The sequence below is a fragment of the Streptomyces sp. MBT65 genome (assembly GCF_016612545.1).
In the GTDB taxonomy this organism is placed as follows: domain Bacteria; phylum Actinomycetota; class Actinomycetes; order Streptomycetales; family Streptomycetaceae; genus Streptomyces.
The window spans coordinates 32,501-54,686 of the sequence record NZ_JAENRY010000106.1 but is presented as its reverse complement, the minus strand read 5'-3'; the positions used below and the strand labels follow the sequence as shown (position 1 = coordinate 54,686).

Genomic DNA, 22,186 nt, shown 5'->3' with positions numbered 1-22,186 from the left:
GGCCTAGCCGATGAAGCGGACCGCGTCGGCCACGACGTATCCGTTGGCGTCGTCGGAGAGTTCCACGACGGCCGGGGTCCCGGCCGTGAACGGGAAACTGCCCAACGACACCCACCGGTTGCCGCGTTCGGTCTGGTCGACGCGGACGACGGCGGAGCCGCCCGGGTATCTCACGGTGTAGGGGGCGTTGGTCGCCCGGTTGGCGTCGGCCGTGTACCAGACGGCCACGTCGTACACCCCGCTCGCCGGCACGTTCGACTGCCAGCGCACGACCGAGGTCCCGGTGCCCGCGGCGTGGGTGCGGTAGCTCGTCCCCCAGTAGTTCTTGACAGTCGATGCCGGGTTCCAGGTGCCGGAGACCACGCTGTAGGTGCTGGGGTCGTCGTTGTCGGCGACCAGCCCCTGGGCCGTGATCCGCACGGCGTCGGCCACGACGTATCCGTCGGCGTCGTCCGAGAGTTGGACGACGGCCTTGCTTCCGGCGGTGAACGAATACTTGCCCAGGGAGATCCAACGGCCGCCGTCCACCTGCTGGTTGACGGGCACCAGCGTGGAGCCGTCGGCATCCGTGACGGTGTAGGGCGCGTTGTCCGCGCGGTTGGCGTTGTCGGTGTACCAGACGGACACGTCGTAGGTCCCGGTCGTCGGTACGTCGGTCTGCCAGCGCACGGCCGAAGTACCGGTACCCGCGGCGTGGGTGAGGTAGTTCGCCCCCTGGTACCCGGTGACGGTGGTCCCGGCGTTCCAGGTGCCGGAGACCGTGCTGAAGCCGGACGAGCCGTTGTCGGTGACGGCACCCCGGTAGGAGAGCCGGACGGCGTCGGCGACGATCGTGCCGTCCGCGTTGTCCGACAGGGTCACCGTGGCGTCGCCGCCACCGGTGAACGCGAACTCGCCGAGCCGTACCCAACGCCCGCCGCCGGACGCCTCGTTGACCGTCACCGCCGTCTGGCCGTCGGCGTGGTCGATCACATAGGAGGCGTTGGACGCCTGGCCCGAGGCCGACTTGAACCAGGCGGCGACCTCGTACACGCCGTTCATCGGCACATCGGGCCGGAACTCCACACTGGCGGTGCCGGTTCCGGCGGCGTGCGTGTCATGGCTGTTGCCATAGGCGCCGCTGAGCGAGTTCACGTCGGTCCAGGTGCCGGAGAGGGTGTCGAAGCCCGGGATGAAGTCGTTGTCCGACACCGTGGTGGGCACATCGGCGGGCTCGCCGCCCGAGACGAGGGTCAACTGGTCGGGGGCGATGGCCTTTCCGCTGGCCCGCCCGACGGCGGCCAGGGTGAAGCGGACGGTGTGCTGCCCGGCGGCCAGGGTCGTCGAGCCCAACGGGTAGACCTGGTAGCCGTCGATGTCGTAGGTGTCGGAGCCGGAGGTCAGCGTCGGGTCGAACAGGCCCTGACTCAGCGTGGTTCCGTCGACGCTCGCGCGTATCTGCCCCTGGCCGAAGCTGCGATGGAAGCGCGCGGAGACCTGGTAGTCGCCCGCCTGCGTGACGGTGAAGGGGACGTCGACGTAGTTGCCGACGGCGGACGCGCCGTAGCGCAGGGCCTTGCCGCCTGTGGCGTTGGCGTCCGTCAGGATCGGCACAGCCGCGCCCGTGTCGGTGCGGGCGGCCGAGGTGGCCATCTCGTACGACTGCTGGGTGAAGCCGGGGCCGGTGGCGAGGCTGTCCCGGCCCTTGGTCAGCCAGGCGAGGTCGAAGCGGGCGACGGCGATGCGCTCGGGGTAGTTGGCCACGGTGCCGTCCCGGCCGTAGACCAGCAGGATCGTGCCGTCGGAGAGGCGTGCCAGGTCGGAGTAGTAGGACGTGCCCGGGTCGACCACGCGGCTGTAGCGGAAGCTCGCTCCGTCGTCGTAGGAGATCGAGACGGTCATGTTCTCGCGGGCGGAGGAGTCCGGGCGGGAGAAGAGGAGTCGGTCGACCGTGCCGCTGGTGTAGTTCAGCATGCCCGCGTCGACCGAGCTGAAGGTGCCGGTCGCGCCGTCGATCGCCGGTGCGGACCAGGTCAGTCCGCCGTCGGTGCTGGTCGAGGTGATGCGGTAGCGGGTGCCGCCTGAACCCCAGCGGCCGTTGAGGACGACCGCTCCGTCGGAGCGTTCGTAGATACGGCTCTCGTTGACGGGATAGGTGGCGTCCATGAGCGGGGAGCCTCGGTGCCAGGTGGTGCCGTGGTCGTCGCTGTACAGCATGTCCACGCCGTAGTTGGCGTCCGTGGCGGTGCTGGCGGCGCGGTGCATGACGGGCATCAGGAGCCGGCCGCTGCTCAGCTGGATGCCGTGGCCCGGGATCGGGGCGTCGCGGGTCCAGCCGTACGGGTTCGAGGCGAACAGCGGGGTCAGGTCCTCGGTGGCCGACCAGGTGGCCCCGGCGTCGTCACTGTGCTTTACGTAGATGTTCGAGCCGTCGCCCTTCCAGAACAGGGAGACCCGGCCGGTCTGCCGGTCCACCACCGGCGTCGGGTCGCCCCAGCTCTGCACCGCGTCCTGTGGGACCACGACGGCGCTCGCGGACCAGGTGACGCCCGCGTCCACGCTGCGCCGGACGAGCAGGTCCTTCGGTCCGCCGTCCCCCAGGGTGAAGCGGCCCTCGGTGAAGGTGAGCACCACATCGGCGGGCAGGGCCGCGCCTCCGGCGGGCGGCACGATCCCCTGGGGGATCACCCCGAGGCCCTGCACATGGAAGCTCGCGTAGGCGTCGCTGTCGGTCGAGTCCCACAGCTCGGACTCGGAGAACGAGCCGGCGGCGGTGGCACCCGCCGCGTGCGCCCGGCCCGCCGTCGTCACCAGGGCCAGCAGCGTCAACAGGGCGAGCAGACACACCGGGAGCGGCGTTCTCCGGAACGTCTGACGTGGCATCACATTCCCCCCTCTATGAACAATTCCCGTGATCGCCGGCCAACGATATGACCTTCGAAACCGAGCTGTCAGTGCCATGTCAGGGACGGTTGGGTGAACCCACAGCGCGACTGCCGGGCCGAGCACGCCTACGCTGGAACCACCACTTTTGTCCCTTTCTGAAAGGGGACGGCCATGGCTTCCCTCTCGACGGCGGGCGCGGCCCTTGTCGCGTTGCGCGAGGATCTGGTCGGCGACGTGTTCGCCCCGGGGGATCAGGGTTACGACGACGCCCGGCTCGTCTTCAACGCGATGATCGACCGGCGACCCGCCGTGATCGCACAGTGCGTGGACGAGGCCGACGTCGTACGGGCGGTTCGCTTCGGGCGTGAGCTGGATCTGCCGATCGCGGTGCGCGGCGGCGGGCACAGCGTCGCGGGCATGGCGGTGGGCGACGGGGCGCTCGTCGTGGACCTGCGCCATATGCGCGAGGTGACCGTCCACCCGGCGGCCCGGGCGGTACGGATCGCGGGCGGGGCCACCATGAGCGAGCTGGACGCCGCGACCCAGGAACACGGCCTCGCCACCACCGGCGGCCGGGTCTCCACGACCGGGGTCGGCGGCTTCGTCCTGGGCGGCGGCACCGGCTGGCTGGACCGCGCCTTCGGGCTCGCCGTGGACAACCTCCTCGGCGTCGACCTGGTGACCGCCGACGCGCGCGTGGTCCACGCGAGCGCCGAGGAGAACCCGGAGCTGTTCTGGGCCCTGCACGGCGGCGGCGGGAACTTCGGCATCGCCACCGCGCTCACCCTGAGACTGCACGAACTGCCCCGGTTCTCCGTCGCCTTGATGATGTACGACCCCGAGCACGGCCCGGACGTGGTCCGCACCTACCGCGAGATCATCGAGACCGGCCCGCAGGAGGCGAGCGGCGGAGTCATCTATCTCACCGGCCCGCCCGAGGAGTTCGTGCCCGAGCACCTGGTCGGCACGCGGCTGTGCGGCGCGCTCCTCACCTACGCCGGGGCCGAGGAGGACCTGCGCAAGCTCGCCCAGCCGCTGCTGGCGCTGCCGCACGAGGTCGAGATCGTCACCGCGCTGCCGTACACCCAGTTCCAGATGATGCTCGACGATCCGCCGAACCTGCGGAACTACTGGTCGGCCGAGTATCTGACGGGCGCGCCCGACGGGCTCGCGGACGTGTACTGCGCGCTCGGCGAGAGCATGCCGGTCCCCACCGGCACCCAGCACGTGCTGTTCCCGCAGGGCGGCGCCATCGCCTCCGGCCCCGCCGAGTTCCCCGTGCCGTACCGGGACGCGCCCTGGGCCGTGCACCCCTTCGGCATCTGGGAGGACCCGGCCGACGACGAACGCTGCATCGCCTGGGTCAAGGACGTCCGCGCCCGGGTCCAGCCCTGGAGCACCGGAGCGGTCTACCTCAACTTCGTCGGCGACGAGGGCACGGACCGCGTGACGGCGGGCCTGGGCGCCGAGAACACCCGGCGGCTGGCGGCGGTGAAGCGGGAGTACGACCCCGACAACGTTTTCCGCTTCAACCACAACATCGCGCCCGCCTAGCCCGAGATGTGCTGAGGGCATCCGCGCAGGTAGCGTCCGCTTCATGGACAGCCGTACGGACAGCACATTCGACAGCCAGGGCGCCGGCATCACCGTTCAGCGGGCGCTGGAGCTGCCCGGGCTGCGCAGTGGGCTGCCGGAGATCCTGGCGGGCGCCGACCGGTTGCAGCGGACCGTGCGGTGGGTGCACGCGGGCGAGGTCCCGAACATCGCCTCCCTCCTCAAGGGCGGCGAACTCCTCCTGACCACGGGCTACGGCCTCGGCACGCGCCCGGCGGAGCAGCGCGCGTTCGTCCGCACCCTGGCCGAGCGCGGCATCGCGGCCCTGGTCGTCGAACTCGGCCCGCGTTTCACCCGGCTCCCCGCCACCCTCGTCGAGACGGCCCGGGCGACCGGCCTCCCACTGGTCCAGCTACACCGCGAGGTGCCGTTCGTAGCGGTCACCGAGGAGATCCACACCGAGATCGTCAACGGCCACTACGCGCTGCTCCAGCAGGCCGAGGAGGTCCACCGCCGTTGCACTCAGGCCCTGCTCGGCGGCGGCGGAATCCCCCAAGTCCTGGGCATCCTGGCCGACTTCAGCGGCAACCCGGTGTTCCTGGAGACGCCGGACGGCCAACTCCTGTACGCGGCGGGGTCCGGACCCGAGGGCGCCGACCCGCTCCAGGTGTGGGAGGGACTGCGCGGCCCGCACAAGGAGGCCTCGCCGTCGGCCGGTTCGGTGGTGGTGGACGTGCCCGGGGGCGGTCCCGGTACGGGTTCGGTGCGGGCACGGATCGTCCTCCTCCCGGTCCGCGCTCCCCTCGCCCCCGTGCACCGGATCGCCGCCGAACGGGCCGCGGGCATCCTGGCCGTGGTCCTGATGCAGGCCCGCCAGGAGGAGGAGCTGGCGGCCCGCGGACGCGGCGACTTCCTCACCGACCTCGCCGAGGGCCGCATCGCCGCCGAGGACGCCCCGGCCCAGGCCCGGGTACTGGGCTTCAAGCCCGGCACCAGCCCGCTGCTGCCGGTGGTGATGCGCCTCGGCGACGCGCTGGCCTCCCCCGGCGGCGGCTGGGCGGTCCTGGCCCGCGCGGTCGCGGAAGAGCTGGCCTCGGTGGGAGTCCCCGTCCTTTTGGGCGTACGACCGGTCGAGGGCCGCGTCCCCCTCCTCCTCGGCCTGCGCTCGGAGTCGGAGCGGTCGGCGGTCGCGGACCGGGTCGCGGCGGCACTGCGGGCGGGCGTGGAGCGGGCCGGGATGCAACGCCCGGGCGCGCAGCCGCCGATCGTGGTCGTCGGGGTGGCCGGCGGCTGGGCGGCGGCGTCGGCGGGACTGCGGCACGCGGCCGAGACGGCGACGGCGGCCCAGGGCCTGTCCGACCGCCCCTGGTACGACGCCCGGCGCCTGGACATCGAGCTGCTGCTGTGGCGGCTGCGCGACCACCCCGACCTGGCGGCCTTCGTGGACCGCGCGATCGGCCCGCTCCGCGACCACGACAACCGCTCGAAACCGCCCCTACTGCCCACGCTGGAAACGTACTTGGCGCACGCGGGCCGCAAGGCGGAGACGGCCCGCGAACTGCACCTCAACCGGCAGACCCTCTACAACCGGCTCGCCCGCATCGGTGAGTTGCTCGGCACGGACCTCGAAGACCCGCAGACGGTACTGGCGTTGAGCCTGGCACTGCGGGCGCGCAGGCTCGTGCCGTAGCGGTCCAGCTCAGGCAGGTGCTCGGTCAACTCGTCGCAGAAGCTCAGGACTTGAGCGACCGTCTCGTCCTCGGTGGGCCAAGTGGCAGCCTTCTCCCGCAGGCTCATTCCGTAGCGGTCGCGCTCAGGTCAGCGGCAGCGGCTGGGTCAACTCGTCGTAGACGCTGAGCACTTGGGCGACCGTCTCGTCCTCGGTGGGCCAAGTGGCGGCCTGTCGGGCGCCCTTCTCCCGCAGGCTCATTCCGTAGCGGTCGCGCTCAGGTCAGCGGCAGCGGCTGGGTCAACTCGTCGTAGACGCTGAGCACTTGGGCGACCGTCTCGTCCTCCGTGGGCCAAGTGGCGGCCTGCCGGGCGCCCTTCTCCCGCAGCAGTTCACGGCGTTCGGGGTCGCGCAGGAGTCCGGTGACCGCGTCGGCGAGGGCCTTCGCGTCGCCGTAGGGGACGAGGGCGGCGGCGTCGCCGACGAGTTCGGGGATGCCGCCGACGGCGGTCGCGACGAGCGGCACGCGGGCGTGGAGGGCCTCCTGGACGATCACCGAGCGGGACTCCCAACTGCTGGGCAGGAGTGCGAGATCGGCGGCGGCGAGGAGTTCGCCGACGTCGTCACGCCGGCCGATGAGCCGCACCGGCAGCTCCTCGTCCTCGATCCGCCGCTGCAAATCGCCCCGCAGCGGCCCCTCCCCCGCGATCACGAGCAACGGCGCCGGATCGAGGCGGCACCAGCCGCGCGAGGCGTCCAGGAGCGTGTCGTAGCCGCGCTGCCGGTCGAGCGAGCCGACCGCGATGAGCAACGGGCGGTCGGCGACGCCGAGTTCGGCCCGCAGCTTGGGGCTCAGCCGGTCGGGGTCGTCGTGGTCCACGGCGGCCCGGCGCGGGCTCGGCAGGGCGACGGCGGCGAGGCGGGCGTCCCGGGCGCCGGTCCGCCGGGCCCGGTCGACCAGATCGGACGTCGCCCCGAGGACGACCACGGCGGCCTTCACCACCCGCCGCTCCAACAGCCGCAGCAGATGGGCCCGCGCACCTTCGGCATGGGCGCGGTTGTGCCACGTCACGACGAGCGGGGTGCGGCGGCCGCTGAGCGCTAGGACGGCGCGGAAGGAGGCGTGCAGCCCGTGCGCGTGCACCAGGTCGGCGTCCGCGCAGGCCGCCCGCAGGGCCGCCACGGACGAGGGGTCGCTGCTGCGCGGCACGTGCACATGTTCGGCACCGGCGCCCGTGAAGTCGTAGGTGTGATCGGCCTCGGTGGGGGCGCACACCGTCACCCGCACGCCCCGTGCGACGAGCCCGGAGGCCAGGGAGCGCACATGCGCGCTGCTGGCGGCGTCGCCCCCGCCGAGCACCTGCACGGTGCGCAGCGGCGACTGGCCGTGCGGTGAGTGGCTGCTCACGGGGGTCACGTGGCCGGGGCTCCTGGTTCGGCGACGGGCGGTCACGAAGAAAGTACAGAAGGATCGGGCGGAGGGGGTGTACCGCACGCTTCCTACGCGTTCCGTCTCAAGGATGCCAGCACGTACGGGTGTTCCGACAACGCCGGAGGCGGCGGGGGCCGTACGGGAGGGCAACACAGGCGGGGTATGTCACCCGTACGAGTGAAGGCGTACGCCTCCTTCATACTGAGCGTCCTTCACACCGAACCTCCTTCACACCGAGCGTGCGAACTCGCTCACCTGATCGCCTCAGACGGCCGCGGCCACGACAGCGGCGGCATGCGCCACCAGCCCGGCCCGTCCGTTGCCGGCGACCACGGCCGCGCCGAGCACCGCACCCAGGGCATGCGCCCCCGCGTCGCCGAGCATCGTCCGCTCGCCGAGGTCGTCCGGGAGGGTGGCACCGGCGGCTCCGATCGCGGCGGCGGCCGGTTCCGCTCCGGGCCCCCGGCGCAGCAACCCCGGCGCGGCGAGGGCGAGTACGGCGCCGGCGGCCCGACCGGGGCGTACGTCCACGAGGTTCACGAAGTGCGCCGCGCCCGCGACCATCACACCCGCGAGCACCTTGCCGAAGGACCGCTCCTTGAGCAGCGCCCCGGCAACCAGTCCCGCGGCCGAGATACCGAACAACTCGACTGCCCCGCTGGTGACTTCACCCTCCCGGAGGGCGGAGAGACGCGCCCGGAAACCCCGCCGCGGGTCACCCGTGCCGGCCACGTCGTCGTACCCACCGCACGCCCCCGCCGCCGGCACCGCGAACCCGGCGGCCGGCCGAACGCGCGCTGCCGCAAGGGCAGTTCCGGCGACGACAGCCGGGGCCGCGTACGGGCCGACGGTCCGGCCGGCATGGTTCTTCCGCTCCCACCCGTCCCCAAGTCCCTTGCCGCGCAAGGCGACCAGGGTCGTCCCGGTGACGGCGGCGGCGAGCGCGAGGGAGGCGGTGCGAGAGGTACGTACGGTCATCGGGCCACCGTATGCGGAGCACGACGAGCAGGCCCGGTGAAGTCGGTTGCGGGCCGACAGCGTCCGGAAGGGCGCGATACAGCGTCGGCCCGCGGCTCCGCCGCGATGGCGCCGCGGTGGGGACCCACGACGCACATCGCCGTACTCCCGGCGCAGCGCTCAGCCGTCCGCGCGTGCCGTCGCCAGCAGCTCCTCCGCGTGTGCGCGGGCCGTCTCCGAGTCCTCCTGGCCGGCCAGCATCCGGGACAACTCCCGTACGCGGTCCTCGCCTTCGAGGACCTTCACGCCGGAGCGGGTCACGGACCCGTCGTTGGTCTTCTCGACCAGCAACTGCCGGTCGGCGAAGGCGGCGACCTGGGGAAGGTGGGTGACGACCACGACCTGTGCGGTCTTCGCGAGCTTCGCGAGGCGTCGACCGATCTCGACCGCCGCCTTGCCGCCGACACCGGCGTCGACCTCGTCGAAGAGATACGTCGGCACGGGATCGGTCCCCGCGAACACGACCTCCACGGCGAGCATCACACGCGACAACTCACCGCCGGAGGCGCCCTTGGCGATGGGCCGCGGCGGAGCGCCGGGGTGCGGGGCGAGCAGCAGCTCGACCTCGTCGACGCCCGACGGGCCGTAGGCGACCGCACGTCCCCCGACCTCGACGCCCTCCGGGTCCTCGGTCTGCCGGATCTCGAACGACACCCGCGCGTGCGGCATCGCGAGGGAGGCGAGCTCGGCGGTGACCGCGGCGGCGAACCGCGCGGCGGCCTCCGTCCGGGCGTCGGTCAACGCCTGCGCCAGACCGCTCAGTTCACCCCGCAGCGCGTCCCGCTCGGCGGTGAGTTCGTCGATCCGCTCGTCGTCGCCGTCGAGTTCGGTCAGCCGGGCCGCCCCCTGCTCGGCGTACGCGAGCACGGCGGCGATGTCCTGGCCGTACTTCCGGGTGAGCGCGTTGAGCGCGGCCCGCCGCTCCTCGACGGCGGCCAGCCGCAGCGGATCAGCGTCCAGGTCGTCGGCGTAACCCGCCAACTCCCCCGCCACATCGCCCAACAGGATGCCGATCTCCCCGATCCGGTCGGTGAGCGAGGCCAGCGCCGAGTCGTGCGACCGTACGGCCTCCAGCGCCCGCTGCGCACCCGCGACGAGGGTCGCCGCGTCGATGCCCTCGGGGTCCTCGGGATTGCCGGCGAGCGCGGCGTGCGCGACCGTCGCGGCGGACGCGAGCGCCTCCGCGTGCCCGAGCCGCTCGGCCTCGGCGGCGAGTTCCACGTCCTCGCCGGCCCGCGGTTCCACGCCGGCGATCTCGTCGAGGCCGTAGCGCAGCATGTCGGCTTCCTGGGCCCGCTCACGCGCACGCGTGGTGATCTCGTCCAGCTCGACGGCGACGGCCCGCAGCCGCCGGTACGCCTCGCCGTACTTGGCCAACGGCCCGGTGACGGCGTCCCCGGCGTACCGGTCGAGCGCCTGCCGCTGCCGGGACTGCTTCAACAGCCCCTGCTGATCGGTCTGCCCGTGCACGGCGACCAGCTCGTCGGCCAGCTCGGCAAGCACTCCCACCGGCACGGACCGCCCGCCCAGATGTGCCCGGGACCGTCCTTCGGCGGAAACGGTACGGCTGATGAGCAGCGTCCCGTCCTCCAGCTCGGCACCGGCCTCCTCGGCCCGCAGCACGGCGGAGGAGGCCGGAGGGACGGAGATCCGCCCCTCCACCACCGCGTTCTTGGCCCCGATCCGCACCAGCGCCGGGTCCGCCCGCCCTCCGAGCAACAGCCCCAGACTGGTGACGACCATGGTCTTGCCCGCGCCCGTCTCACCCGTCACCGCGGTGAACCCCGGCGACAGCTCGACGACAGCGTCGTCGATGACTCCGAGCGACCGTATCCGCATCTCTTCCAGCACGGTGAAGACCTTACGAGGTAGGGCGGGAGAAGCGCGAGGCACCCTGTCACCCGGGGGAGTGTCCCCACGCAATCGTGCTAGTGAGGAGCCCCCCGCCATCCCGAAACAGGCAACGCGAACTTGGCGACAAGCCGGTCGGTGAAGGACGCATGGTGCAGCCGAGCCAGCCGCACGGGCACAGCACCCCTGCGCACCTCGACCCGGGCCCCGGCAGGCAGTTCAACCGTCCGCCGCCCGTCACACCACAGAACCCCCGGGGGGATGTGCGGCAACACCTCGACGGCCAACACAGAATCCGGCGAGGTCACCAACGGCTTCGCGAACAGCGCGTGCGCACTGATCGGCACCATCAGCAACGCCTCGACCTCGGGCCACACCACAGGCCCCCCGGCGGAGAAGGCGTACGCGGTGGACCCGGTGGGCGTCGCACAAACGATCCCGTCGCACCCGAACCCCGTCACCGGGCGCCCGTCGATCTCCAGCACGACTTCCAGCAGCTTCTCGGCGCCGGCCTTCTGCACCGCCGCCTCGTTCAGCGCCCAGTCCGTGTGCACGATGTTGCCGTTCTTGTGCACGACGACATCGACGGTCATCCGCTCCTCGACCTCGTAGGCCCGCGTGACCACCCGGTCCACGACCTTGTCGAGGTCGTCCCGCTCGGCCTCCGCGAGGAACCCCACGCTGCCGAGGTTGACGCCGAGCATCGGCACCCCCGACGCCCGCGCGAACTCCGCGCCGCGCAGCAGCGTGCCGTCGCCGCCGAGGACGATGAGCAGCTCGCAGCCCTCAAGGCACTGCGGGGTGGCCTCGGTGACCGTCTCCACCTCGTCGGGAAGCGGCAGGTCGCGTGCCTCGTACTCCAGGACGCGCACTCCGATGCCGGACTGGAGCAGCCCCTTGACGACCAGCTCGGCACTCCGGATGGCCGCAGGCCGTCCCGTGTGCGCGAGCAGGAAAACAGTACGAGCTCGGTTCTGTGTCAACGCGGCCCCTCCGCCACTGCACGGTCAACATCGGCCGGGTCCAGTTCGGGTGCGCCGGCCCGCAGCCACAGAAAGTACTCGACATTCCCGGAGGGCCCGGGCAGCGGGCTGGCGGTGACACCCTCCACCCCGAGCCCCAGCTCGGCCGCCCGGCGGGCGACTCCGCGCACGGCCTCGGCCCGGAGTTCGGGGCTGCGTACGACGCCCCCGCTCCCCAGCCGTTCCTTCCCCACCTCGAACTGCGGCTTGACCATCATCACCAGGTCCGCGTCCGGCTTCGTGCACCGCGCCAGGGCGGGCAGCACCAGCCCGAGCGGGATGAAGGACAGATCCCCCACGACTAGATCCACAGGCTCCCCATCGATCGCTTCAAGCGTCAACTCGCGTACGTTCGTACGGTCCTTGACGGTGACGCGTTCATCGCTCTGCAGAGACCAAGCGAGTTGTCCGTACCCGACGTCCACGGCGACGACCTGCGTGGCACCGGCCCGCAGCAGCACATCGGTGAAGCCTCCGGTGGACGCGCCGGCGTCCAGCGCCCGCCGTCCCTCGACCACGAGCCCCCGCGGCACGAAGACCTCCAGCGCGCCCGCGAGCTTGTGGCCACCGCGCGACACGTAGTCGGGGTCTCCGTCGTCCGCCACGACGACGATGGCGGCCGCGGTCTCCACCTGGGTGGCCGGCTTGGTCGCGACGGTCCTGCCCACGGTGACCCGGCCGGCGGCGATCAACTGGCTCGCGTGCTCCCGCGAGCGCGCGAGCTTCCGCCGGACCAGCTCGGCGTCGAGACGCCGGCGTGCCACTCCTGCCACGTTCGGTTCAGCTCCTATTGGTGTACGGCGCTGGGGGCGCCGGAGGTCCCGGGCGGGCGTCGAGCGCGGTGAGCGCGTCGCGCAGCCCCCGGTGTACATCCTCGTACACCTCGACATGTCCGTCCGTGGCGAGGTGGTCGGTGTCGGCAAGGCGCCCGAGCTGGGCGTCGACGTCGGCGTTGCCGCTCGGGGCGCGGTCCACGTTCAGGGGCGCGGGGGCGGCGGGGTCGTCCGCGGGCTCCGCCTCAGGTACTGCCTCCGGCCCGGGTGCCGCCTCGGGCTCGGGAACTGAGTCGCTCATGCCCAGACGCTACCCCGACGGCCTGGGGTACCGTCGATCACGATGGCAACGATCGAAGAGTGCCGCGTCGCACTCGAGAAGCTCTCCGACAACATGCAGAAGGCCGACGGGAATGTCCGCGCAGCGGCGGCCATGGACCGTTCGGTCAGCTGCCGGATCACCGACCTCGACATCACGTTCGTCGGGCGGCTGTCCGGCGGCCGCATCGTGGTGGACGAGACCGTGCAGGGCCTTCCTGCGGAGAAGGCCCAGATCAGGCTGACCATGGCCGGTGACGACCTGGTGGCCATGGTCAACGGCGGCCTGAACTTCGCGAAGGCCTGGGGCTCGGGCCGGGTGAAGCTGGAGGCCAACGTGTTCGACCTGTTCCGCCTCAGGAAGCTTCTGTAGTTCGGGGGGCTTCGGTAGCTTCAGGAGGCTTCTGCAGCGGCCACTTTGTCGAGGTCGGTACGCGCGCGTGCCTTGCGGGCGGCCGGCACCACCAGCGGTGTCCCCGTCTCCGGGTCGTCGATGACCTGGCAGCGCAGTCCGAAGACCTCCTCGACCAGTTCGGCCGTGACGATGTCGCCCGGCGCGCCCTGCGCGATGACCGAACCCTCCCGCAGCGCGATGAGGTGGGTGGCGTACCGGGCCGCGTGGTTGAGGTCGTGGAGCACCGCGACCAGCGTGCGGCCCTGCTCCTCGTGCAGTTCGGCGCACAGGTCGAGGACGTCGATCTGGTGCTGGATGTCCAGATAGGTGGTCGGCTCGTCGAGCAGCAGCAGGGGCGTCTGCTGGGCGAGCGCCATCGCGATCCACACCCGCTGCCGCTGCCCGCCCGAGAGTTCGTCGACATAGCGATCGGCCAGCTCGGCGACACCGGTCTGCGCCATCGACTCCTGTACGACCCGCTCGTCCTCCTGGGACCACTGGCGCAGGATGCCCTGGTGCGGGTACCGGCCGCGGCCCACGAGGTCGCCGACGGTGATCCCGTCCGGCGCGATGGACGACTGCGGGAGCAGGCCCAGGGTGCGCGCGACCTTCTTCGCCGGCATCGACTGGATGACCTGCCCGTCGAGCAGCACCCGGCCCTCGCTCGGCCTCAGCATCCGCGACAGGGCGCGCAGCAGCGTGGACTTGCCGCACGCGTTCGGGCCGACGATCACCGTGAAGGAGTTGTCGGGTATCTCCACCGACAGCTCGCGTGCGATGACTCGCTGGTCGTAGGCGAGGGTGACGTTCTCGGCGGACAGGCGGTTCACGGTGCTCCTTCGGTTGTTCAGCCCGCTGCTGAGGCCGCGCTGGTTGCTCTGCTTGCTCATATCCGGCCCGCCTTGCGCTCGGTGACCAGCAGCCACAGCAGGTAGACCCCGCCGAGGACTCCGGTGACCACGCCCACGGGCAACTGGTCGGCGCCGAACGCCCGTTGGGAGGCCCAGTCGGCGGTGACCAGCAGGGTGGCGCCCATGCACAGCGAGGGCACCAGGTTCGGACCCGGCGAGCGGGTCAGGCGCCGGGCGAGCTGCGGCGCCGTAAGAGCGACGAAGCCGACCGGTCCGGCGGCGGCGGTCGCGGCCGCGGTGAGCAGCACGGCGGCCACCAACAGCAGCAGCCGTACGCGCTCGACACGCACCCCGAGGGCATACGACACGTCGTCGCCCATCTCCATCATCCGCAGCCCGCGCGCGTTGGCGAGGACGAGCGGCAGGAGTACGGCGCACAGCGCGAGCAGCGGCCAGACCTGGGTCCAGTCACGGCCGTTGAGGGAACCGGTCATCCACACGACCGCGCGGGCCGCGTCGACGAGATCGGCCTTCGTGAGCAGATAGCCGTTGACCGCGGTGACGACGGCGGAGACGCCGATGCCGACCAGGACGAGCCGGTACCCGTGCACCCCCTGCTTCCAGGCGAGCAGATAGATCGCGACCCCGGTCACCAGACCGCCGACCAGGGACCCGAGGGTGACGGCGGTCGCGCTGCCGGAGAACAGCACGATCATGACGAGCGCCCCGGCCGTCGACCCCTGCGAGAGACCGAGCACGTCCGGACTCCCCAGCGGATTACGGGAGATGGACTGGAACAGCGCACCGCCGAGACCGAGCGAGGCGCCGACCAGCAGCCCGACGAGGACGCGCGGCAGCCGCAGTTCGTTGACGATGAACTCCTGGCCCTTGTCACCGCCCCCGAACAGCGTCTTGAGGACGTCACCGGCCGGGATCGGGAAGTCACCGGTACCGATCAGCACGACGCTCGCGGCGAGCGCGCAGACCAGGAGGAGGACGACGACCGTGAAGGCCCGGAGGTCGAAGCGGAAGGAGAGGCCACCGGTCCGTACGGCCCGGTCACGGGAGGCCCGCACGGGGGGAGCCTGTACAGCCGGGCCGTCCTCCGCCGTCGTACGAGAGGGATTCACAGCTGAGTCGTCCTTCGGCGCCGTACGAGGTAGATGAAGACCGGACCGCCGATAACTGCGGTGACGATGCCGACCTGAAGCTCCGCGGGCCGCGCGATCAACCGGCCGAGCACGTCGGCACCGAGCAGCAGCACGGGCGACAGGACCGTGGCGTACGGCAGGATCCAGCGCAGGTCGGGGCCCGTGAACGAGCGCACCACATGCGGCACCATCAGGCCGACGAACACGATCGGGCCGCAGGCTGCGGTCGCCGCGCCGCACAGCACGGTCGCGGAGAGCATGGCGAGCGCCCGGGTCCGGTTGAGGTTCGCGCCGAGGGCACGCGCGGTGTCGTCGCCCATCGCCACCGCGTTCAGCGGCCGGGCCAGCAACAGGGAGATCACCGTGCCGACCGCGAGGAACGGCGCGACCTGGGTGATGGTCGAGCCGGTGGCCGAGGCCAGTGAACCGACCGTCCAGAAGCGCATCTTGGAGAGCGCCGCGTCGTCCATGATCATGACGGCCTGGAGATAGCCGTAGAGCGCGGCGCTGATCGCGGTGCCGGCGAGCGCGAGGCGCACGGGGGTGGCACCCCGGCTGCCGCCCAGGAACCAGACCAGCGCGCCGACGACGGCCGCACCCGCGAACGCGAACCAGACGTAGCCGCTCAGGCTCGTCACGCCGAAGTAGGTGATGGCGGTGACGACCGCGGCCGAGGCGCCGGCGTTGATGCCGAGCAGCCCCGGGTCCGCGAGCGGGTTACGGGTGAGCGCCTGGAGGACCGCGCCGGAGAGGCCGAGCGCGGCACCGGCGAGCAGCCCGAGGACCGTACGGGAGATCCGGTCGCCGACCACGACGTCCGCGTACGTCCCCGAGTCATGGAACAGGCCGTGCCACACATCCCCCAACGGCAGCGATTTCGCGCCGATCGCGATGCTCGCCAGGGCGACGAGCACCAGGAGCGCCACCGAGACGAGGAGCCCAAGGACCCGTATCGCCCGGCGGGTTGGGGGCGCGGGGGCGGTCTCCGCGCGCTGTTCTGGGGGACTGTCGACCAACACGAGGTTAGGTTAGCCTACCCTCGCATGCCGCCCGTCAGGTGAGTCCCTCTGGAACGCCCACTTCACAGCCCCAGTCGCGCCAGCGCCTTCTCCGCGTCCAGCGCGCAGGAGCCGTCCCCCGCCGCCGTCCAGGCCGCCGCGCAGAGCGCCCGGAGCCCGTCCAGGGGCTCGCCGTCACCGTCGAGTTCCAGCCGGTCGCGGCCCGCCGTCGCGGTCCACCCCCCGCACCGGAAGCCGTCTCCCGCCCCGGTGACCTCGGGCTGCCCGGTGAGCATCCCCCGCAGATCGGCGTCGACGTACGTCGGCCGGTGCTGCGGCGGCGCGGCGAGCAACTGCGCGCCGTCCGTCACGCCCGTCAGGACGAGCAGCGAATCGACCTCCCCGTTGAACGCCCCCTCGATGTCCGTGTCCAGCCTGTCGCCCACCACCAACGGCCGCTCGGCGCCCGTCCGCAGGATCGTCTCCTTGTGCATGGGCGGCAACGGCTTGCCCGCCACCTGAGGCTCGGCTCCGGTGGCTATCCGTACGACCTCCACCGCCGCGCCGTTGCCCGGCGCGATGCCGCGCGCGCTCGGGATCGTCAGGTCGGTGTTGGACGCGAACCACGGCACCCCGCGCGCGATCGCGTAACAGGCCTCCGCGAACCGTCCCCATGCCAGGTCGGGACCGCCGTAGCCCTGCACGACCGCCACCGGCCCGTCCTCGGCCGAGTCGACGGGCTCGAGCCCGCGCTCGCGCAGCGCGACCCGCAGCCCCTCCCCGCCGATCACCAACACCCGGGCACCCGCCGGCACCTGCTCGCTGATCAGCCGGGCGACGGCCTGCGCGGAGGTGATGACGTCATCGGCGCCGGTCGGTATCCCCAGCTCGGTGAGGTGCTCGGCGACGGCATCGGGCGTCCGCAGCGCGTTGTTCGTGACATACGCGAGCCGCATCCCGCACGCACGCGCGGTGGCGAGCGAGTCGACGGCATGGGCGATCGCGTTGCCCCCCGCGTACACCACCCCGTCGAGGTCGAGCAGCGCCGTGTCGTACGCCTCGCTCAGGGCCCGGCCACTGCCCTCGGGACTCGTCCTGACGCTCTGGCTCATTCCACATCGCTCCTCGTTCGATCGCTTTCACCCGATCATCCCGCACGCCACTGACACACGTACGATGCCGGGATGAACACCGCAGGTCACTCGGAAGCAACGGAGCGCCGAGGCCTGGAACTCACCCCGTTCCGAGGCCTTCGCTACGACCCCGACCTGGTCGGCAGCCTGGCCGCCGTGACGTCCCCACCGTACGACGTCGTCGTACGCCCCGACGGTCTGCACCATCTGCAGAACTCCGACCCGCACAACATCGTCCGGCTGATCCTCCCGCAGGCCACCACCGTCGGCGCCCGCAACGAACAGGCCGCCGACACCCTGCACCGCTGGCTCTCCGAGGGGGTCCTCACCACCGACCCCGAGCCCGGCCTGTACGTGTACGAACAGAGCGACGGCAACGGCCTGTTGCAGCGCGGGGTCATCGGCGCGCTGCGCCTGTCGGACCCCTCGGAGGGCGTGGTCCTGCCGCACGAGGACGTCATGCCGCACGTGGTCGCCGATCGCGCGGCCCTCATGCGCGCCACCTCCGCGAACCTGGAACCCCTGCTCCTGACCTACCGGGGCAACGGCTCACCGGCCGACACGACGACGGTCGTCGAGCGCATCGCGGAGGCCCCCGCCCTCCTGTCGACCACTACGGAGGACGGCTACAGCCACCGCCTCTGGTCGGTCACCGACCCCACCGACCTGTCCCGCATCCAGACGGACCTCGCCCACCACCAGGCCCTGATCGCGGACGGCCACCACCGCTGGGCGACCTACCGACGTCTACGCGCGGAGCACCCCTCCCCCAGCCCCTGGGACTACGGTCTGGTCCTCCTCGTCGACACGGTCCGCTACCCGCTCCGCGTCCGCGCGATCCACCGCCTTCTGCACGGGCTCCCGGTGGCCGACGCGCTGTCGTCGCTGGACGGTCTCTTCCGGGTACGACGCCTGGAAGTGCCCCTCCCCGAAGCCCTGGAGGTCCTGGCCGACGCGGCCTGCGCGGGCAACGCCTTCCTCCTCGCCGGCGACGGCGCGTTCCACCTGGTCGACCACCCGGACCCGGACCTCCTGGCCCGTACGATCCCGGCCGACCGCCCCGCCGCCTGGCGCACCCTGGATGCCACGGTCCTGCATGCCACCCTCCTGGACCACGTCTGGCTCATCCCCGAGGATGACCCGACCCGCATCGCCTACATCCACGACACCGCCGCCACGGTCCGCAAGGCCGAACGCGACGGCGGTACGGCCGTGTTGATGCACCCCGTCCGCGAGGAGGTCGTACGCGACCTGGCCCGCCAGGGCGTCACGATGCCCCGCAAGTCGACGTCCTTCGGCCCGAAACCGGCGTCGGGGCTGGTGCTGCGCGCGCTGGACGTCTGAGACCCCGGACACGCGAAAGGGCGGGACCCCGGTGTCGGGGTCCCGCCCTTTTCACTGACGTGGTGCGGTGTCGTCAGTCCTTGTCGTCTTCTTCTTTGACGACGTCTTCCTTGACGATGTCTTCCTTGGCATCGAAGTCGGTCTCGACCTCGTCGTCCGCCTCGACTTCGGCTTCGGCTTCGGGCGCGACGTCCTCGATGTCGTCGTCCTCGTCCTCGACCTCGTCTTCGTCATCCTCGTCGTCGATGTCGGCTTCCACCTCGTCGGCCACGGGGGCCTCCTGGGGCTCGGCCACGTCGTCGCGCTCGTCGTCCTCGTCATCGTCCTCGACGAACGCGTCGACGAACGCGACACCGTCCATCTCGGCGAGCCGGTCCGACGCGTCCGTGCTGCCGTCCTTGTCGGACTCGACGGCCTTGGCGAACCATTCCCGCGCCTCGCCCTCACGGCCGGCGGCGAGCAGGGCGTCGGCGTAGGCGTACCGCAGTCGCGCGGTCCACGGCTGCACGGTGTTCGAGGCCAACTCGGGGCTCTGCAAGGTGACGATGGCCGCGTCGAGCTGGTCCATGTCACGCCGGGCGCCGGCCGCGACGAGCCGCATCTCCACCTGCCCGGCCTTGTCGAGCTTGTGCACCTCGGGGGCCCCGGCCATCTCCAGCGCCTTCTCCGGCCGCCCGAGCCCACGCTCGCAGTCGGCCATCACGGGCCACAGGTCCACGCTGCCGGTCATCCGCCGTGCGGCTCGGAACTCGGCCAGCGCCTCGCTGTACTTCTGGTTCGCGTACGCCGCGAACCCGGCCGCCTCACGCACGGCGGCGACACGCGACGCCAGTCGCAGGGCGATCTTGGAGTAGGCGTAGGCGCCCTCGGGGTCCTCGTCGATGAGCCGGGCGACCATCACCAGGTTCTTGGCGACATCCTCCGCAAGCCCCTTCGGCAGACTCAACAGCTCCTGCCGTACGTCCTTGTCGATCTCCTCGCCCGTGACGTCCTCGGGGATCGGCAACCGCTTGATCGGCTCACGGTCGCGGTCACGCTCGTCGCGGAACCGGCTGCCGCCACCACGGCGGTCGTCGCCCCGACGGTCATCACGGCGGTCATCGCGGCGGGGGTAGCTGCCACGGTCACCACGGTCGTCGTCACGCCGGAACGCGGGCCGCTCACCACGGCTGTCGTCCCGACGGAACCCTCCGCGCTCGCCGCCACGGTCATCGCGACGGGGGCCGACCGGACGGTCGTCACGGCGCGGGCCGGCGGGACGGTCATCGCGACGCGGAGCGGAGGAACGGTCGTCACGCCCACGGAACCCACCACGGTCCCCACGGTCGTCGTCGCGCCTGAAGGCAGGACGCTCGCCCCGGTTGTCACGGTCGTCGCGACGGAACGGCGGCCGCTCACCACGGTTGTCGTCCCGACGGAAGGCCGGACGCTCGCCGCCACGGTCATCACGACGCGGACCGGCCGGACGGTCGTCGCGGCGGGGGTAGCTGCCACGGTCACCACGGTCGTCATCACGCCGGAACGCGGGGCGGTCGCCGTCACGGCGGTCGTCCCTACGGTCGTCACGCCGGAAGGGTGGACGCTCGCCACCCCGGTTGTCGTTCCGGTTGTCGCTGCGGTCGTCGCGCCGGAAAGCGGGCCGCTCGCCACGGTTGTCGTCCCGACGGAAACCACCGGGACGGCTTCCGCGATCCTGCCGCCACGGTCATCGCGGCGAGGGTAGCTGCCGCGCTCACCACGGTCGTCGTCGCGCCGGAAGGCAGGACGCTCGCCACCCCGGTTGTCCCGGTCATCACGCCGGAACGGCGGACGCTCACCGCGACTGTCGTCACGCCGGAAACCACCACCGCCACCGCGGTTGTCGTCCCGGCGGAAGGGCGGACGCTCGCCACGACTGTCATCGCGCCGGAAACCACCGCGATCACCACGGTTGTCGTCGCGACGCTCGCCACCCCGGTTGTCGTTCCGGTTGTCGCTGCGGTCGTCGCGCCGGAACGCGGGCCGCTCGCCACGGTTGTCGTCCCGACGGAAACCACCGGGACGGCTTCCGCGATCAGCGCCACGGTCATCACGACGGGGACCGGCGGGACGGTCGTCACGACGCGGAGCCGAGGAACGGTCATCGCGACGCGGGCCGGCCGGACGGTCATCACGCCCACGGAACCCACCGCGATCGCCACCGCCACCGCTGCCGCCACGGTCGTCACGACGGGGGGCGCCGCCACGATTGTCGTTGCCACGATCGTTGCTACGGCTCGGGCCTCCGCGGTACCCGCCACGGTCACCGCGGTCACCAGTGTCCCGTCGCCGCTCCTCGCGCTCCGGTCGGTCCTCGGGAGAGTTGGTGGACATCGGTGACTCCTGTCTTCGGTACCGCAAGTCATTCTCGCGCAGCCAGCTACTCGGCGCGCTCCGGACTGTGTTTCTGAAAGTTTCTGGAAAAACAAAAGGACCCCTGGTCCCAGCGTGAACGCTGGGACCAGGGGTCCTCCAAAGATTGTTCGGCGGCGTCCTACTCTCCCACAGGGTCCCCCCTGCAGTACCATCGGCGCTGTAAGGCTTAGCTTCCGGGTTCGGAATGTAACCGGGCGTTTCCCTCACGCTATGACCACCGAAACACTATGAAACACATCAACCGCACCACTGCCGTGACCATGGCAATGGGGTTGTTCGTGGTTTCAGAACCAACACAGTGGACGCGAGCAACTGAGGACAAGCCCTCGGCCTATTAGTACCGGTCACCTCCAGCGGTTACCCGCCTTCCAGATCCGGCCTATCAACCCAGTCGTCTACTGGGAGCCTTAACCCCTCAAAGGGGGTGGGAACACTCATCTCGAAGCAGGCTTCCCGCTTAGATGCTTTCAGCGGTTATCCCTCCCGAACGTAGCCAACCAGCCATGCCCTTGGCAGAACAACTGGCACACCAGAGGTTCGTCCGTCCCGGTCCTCTCGTACTAGGGACAGCCCTTCTCAATGTTCCTGCGCGCGCAGCGGATAGGGACCGAACTGTCTCACGACGTTCTAAACCCAGCTCGCGTACCGCTTTAATGGGCGAACAGCCCAACCCTTGGGACCGACTCCAGCCCCAGGATGCGACGAGCCGACATCGAGGTGCCAAACCATCCCGTCGATATGGACTCTTGGGGAAGATCAGCCTGTTATCCCCGGGGTACCTTTTATCCGTTGAGCGACGGCGCTTCCACAAGCCACCGCCGGATCACTAGTCCCGACTTTCGTCCCTGCTCGACCCGTCGGTCTCACAGTCAAGCTCCCTTGTGCACTTACACTCAACACCTGATTGCCAACCAGGCTGAGGGAACCTTTGGGCGCCTCCGTTACTCTTTAGGAGGCAACCGCCCCAGTTAAACTACCCATCAGACACTGTCCCTGATCCGGATCACGGACCCAGGTTAGACATCCAGCACGACCAGACTGGTATTTCAACGACGACTCCACCTGAACTGGCGTCCAAGCTTCACAGTCTCCCAGCTATCCTACACAAGCCGAACCGAACACCAATATCAAACTGTAGTAAAGGTCCCGGGGTCTTTCCGTCCTGCTGCGCGAAACGAGCATCTTTACTCGTAGTGCAATTTCACCGGGCCTATGGTTGAGACAGTCGAGAAGTCGTTACGCCATTCGTGCAGGTCGGAACTTACCCGACAAGGAATTTCGCTACCTTAGGATGGTTATAGTTACCACCGCCGTTTACTGGCGCTTAAGTTCTCAGCTTCGCCCAACCGAAGTTGGACTAACCGGTCCCCTTAACGTTCCAGCACCGGGCAGGCGTCAGTCCGTATACATCGCCTTACGG

At 70.9% G+C, this 22,186-nt stretch carries 16 protein-coding genes, 2 rRNA genes and 1 pseudogene (1 of these 19 only partly in view); 4 read left to right on the top strand and 15 right to left on the bottom strand.

The window, feature by feature from the left end; all coding sequences use genetic code 11:
- Nucleotides 1–3 precede the first annotated feature (3 nt).
- On the bottom strand, nt 4–2,862 hold the full coding sequence (locus JHN63_RS24310; RefSeq protein WP_200683987.1) for an exo-alpha-sialidase: 2,859 nt from the start codon (nt 2,860–2,862) through the stop codon (nt 4–6).
- Between the two features lie 174 nt (nt 2,863–3,036).
- On the opposite strand from JHN63_RS24310, the gene JHN63_RS24305 reads away from it, so the two are divergent.
- Both JHN63_RS24305 and JHN63_RS24300 read left to right on the top strand, forming a co-directional pair.
- The gene (locus JHN63_RS24305) at nt 3,037–4,419 is read left to right on the top strand and encodes an FAD-binding oxidoreductase (protein ID WP_200683985.1); all 1,383 of its coding nucleotides are present in this window, start codon (nt 3,037–3,039) and stop codon (nt 4,417–4,419) included.
- Between the two features lie 43 nt (nt 4,420–4,462).
- Nucleotides 4,463–6,109 (top strand): PucR family transcriptional regulator, encoded by a 1,647-nt coding sequence (locus JHN63_RS24300; RefSeq protein WP_200683983.1) that lies wholly within the window; start codon nt 4,463–4,465, stop codon nt 6,107–6,109.
- A gap of 256 nt (nt 6,110–6,365) precedes the next feature.
- On the opposite strand, the gene JHN63_RS24295 is transcribed toward JHN63_RS24300, so the two are convergent.
- The 6 genes from JHN63_RS24295 to JHN63_RS24270 form a co-directional block, all read right to left on the bottom strand.
- Nucleotides 6,366–7,505 carry a glycosyltransferase family 4 protein gene (locus JHN63_RS24295; protein ID WP_200683981.1) on the bottom strand — a complete coding sequence of 380 codons (1,140 nt, stop codon included), beginning with the start codon at nt 7,503–7,505 and terminating at the stop codon, nt 6,366–6,368.
- Nucleotides 7,506–7,784: 279 nt separating this feature from the next.
- Nucleotides 7,785–8,498, bottom strand: coding sequence for a hypothetical protein (locus JHN63_RS24290; protein WP_200683979.1), 714 nt, complete (start codon nt 8,496–8,498; stop codon nt 7,785–7,787).
- Between the two features lie 159 nt (nt 8,499–8,657).
- A complete protein-coding gene (gene recN / locus JHN63_RS24285; RefSeq protein WP_200684048.1) occupies nt 8,658–10,376 on the bottom strand; it encodes a DNA repair protein RecN in 1,719 nt (572 codons plus the stop codon).
- A gap of 89 nt (nt 10,377–10,465) precedes the next feature.
- On the bottom strand, nt 10,466–11,371 hold the full coding sequence (locus JHN63_RS24280) for an NAD kinase (RefSeq protein ID WP_026179466.1): 906 nt from the start codon (nt 11,369–11,371) through the stop codon (nt 10,466–10,468).
- A complete protein-coding gene (locus JHN63_RS24275; protein WP_200683977.1) occupies nt 11,368–12,183 on the bottom strand; it encodes a TlyA family RNA methyltransferase in 816 nt (271 codons plus the stop codon). The genes JHN63_RS24280 and JHN63_RS24275 overlap by 4 nt, the downstream gene beginning before the upstream one ends.
- A 7-nt stretch (nt 12,184–12,190) precedes the next feature.
- A complete protein-coding gene (locus JHN63_RS24270; RefSeq protein WP_200683975.1) occupies nt 12,191–12,484 on the bottom strand; it encodes a hypothetical protein in 294 nt (97 codons plus the stop codon).
- A gap of 42 nt (nt 12,485–12,526) precedes the next feature.
- Between JHN63_RS24270 and JHN63_RS24265 the strand changes: the two genes are divergently transcribed.
- Nucleotides 12,527–12,874, top strand: coding sequence for an SCP2 sterol-binding domain-containing protein (locus JHN63_RS24265; RefSeq protein WP_200683973.1), 348 nt, complete (start codon nt 12,527–12,529; stop codon nt 12,872–12,874).
- A 20-nt stretch (nt 12,875–12,894) separates the two neighbouring features.
- Here the strand turns inward: JHN63_RS24265 and JHN63_RS24260 are convergent, their stop codons facing one another.
- The 4 genes from JHN63_RS24260 to JHN63_RS24245 all read right to left on the bottom strand — a co-directional run bounded on the left by JHN63_RS24260 (nt 12,895) and on the right by JHN63_RS24245 (nt 17,007).
- Entirely contained in the window at nt 12,895–13,785 is an 891-nt protein-coding gene (locus JHN63_RS24260) for an ABC transporter ATP-binding protein (protein ID WP_200683964.1), read from the bottom strand.
- Entirely contained in the window at nt 13,782–14,822 is a 1,041-nt protein-coding gene (locus tag JHN63_RS24255; RefSeq protein ID WP_200683962.1) for an iron chelate uptake ABC transporter family permease subunit, read from the bottom strand. Before JHN63_RS24255 ends, JHN63_RS24260 begins: the two co-directional genes overlap by 4 nt.
- Before the next feature lie 50 nt (nt 14,823–14,872).
- Nucleotides 14,873–15,916, bottom strand: a complete 1,044-nt coding sequence (locus JHN63_RS24250; RefSeq protein WP_200683960.1) for an iron ABC transporter permease — start codon at nt 15,914–15,916, stop codon at nt 14,873–14,875.
- 62 nt (nt 15,917–15,978) lie between these two features.
- Nucleotides 15,979–17,007 carry an HAD hydrolase-like protein gene (locus JHN63_RS24245; protein ID WP_200683958.1) on the bottom strand — a complete coding sequence of 343 codons (1,029 nt, stop codon included), beginning with the start codon at nt 17,005–17,007 and terminating at the stop codon, nt 15,979–15,981.
- A 72-nt stretch (nt 17,008–17,079) separates the two neighbouring features.
- Here JHN63_RS24245 and JHN63_RS24240 point away from each other — a divergent pair, with 72 nt between their 5' ends.
- A complete protein-coding gene (locus tag JHN63_RS24240; protein ID WP_200683956.1) occupies nt 17,080–18,372 on the top strand; it encodes a DUF1015 family protein in 1,293 nt (430 codons plus the stop codon).
- Between the two features lie 73 nt (nt 18,373–18,445).
- On the opposite strand, the gene JHN63_RS24235 is transcribed toward JHN63_RS24240, so the two are convergent.
- From JHN63_RS24235 to JHN63_RS24215, 4 genes and pseudogenes are all read right to left on the bottom strand, one after another.
- Nucleotides 18,446–19,378: a hypothetical protein gene (locus tag JHN63_RS24235; RefSeq protein WP_234477606.1), complete on the bottom strand. Its 933-nt coding sequence runs from the start codon at nt 19,376–19,378 to the stop codon at nt 18,446–18,448.
- Nucleotides 19,379–19,465: 87 nt separating this feature from the next.
- A pseudogene (locus JHN63_RS54755) lies at nt 19,466–20,724 on the bottom strand (hypothetical protein); the annotation flags it as partial.
- Between the two features lie 147 nt (nt 20,725–20,871).
- Nucleotides 20,872–20,988: ribosomal RNA gene (gene rrf / locus JHN63_RS24220) — 5S ribosomal RNA — on the bottom strand.
- A gap of 92 nt (nt 20,989–21,080) precedes the next feature.
- Nucleotides 21,081–22,186: ribosomal RNA gene (locus JHN63_RS24215) — 23S ribosomal RNA — on the bottom strand (it continues 2,019 nt past the right edge of the window).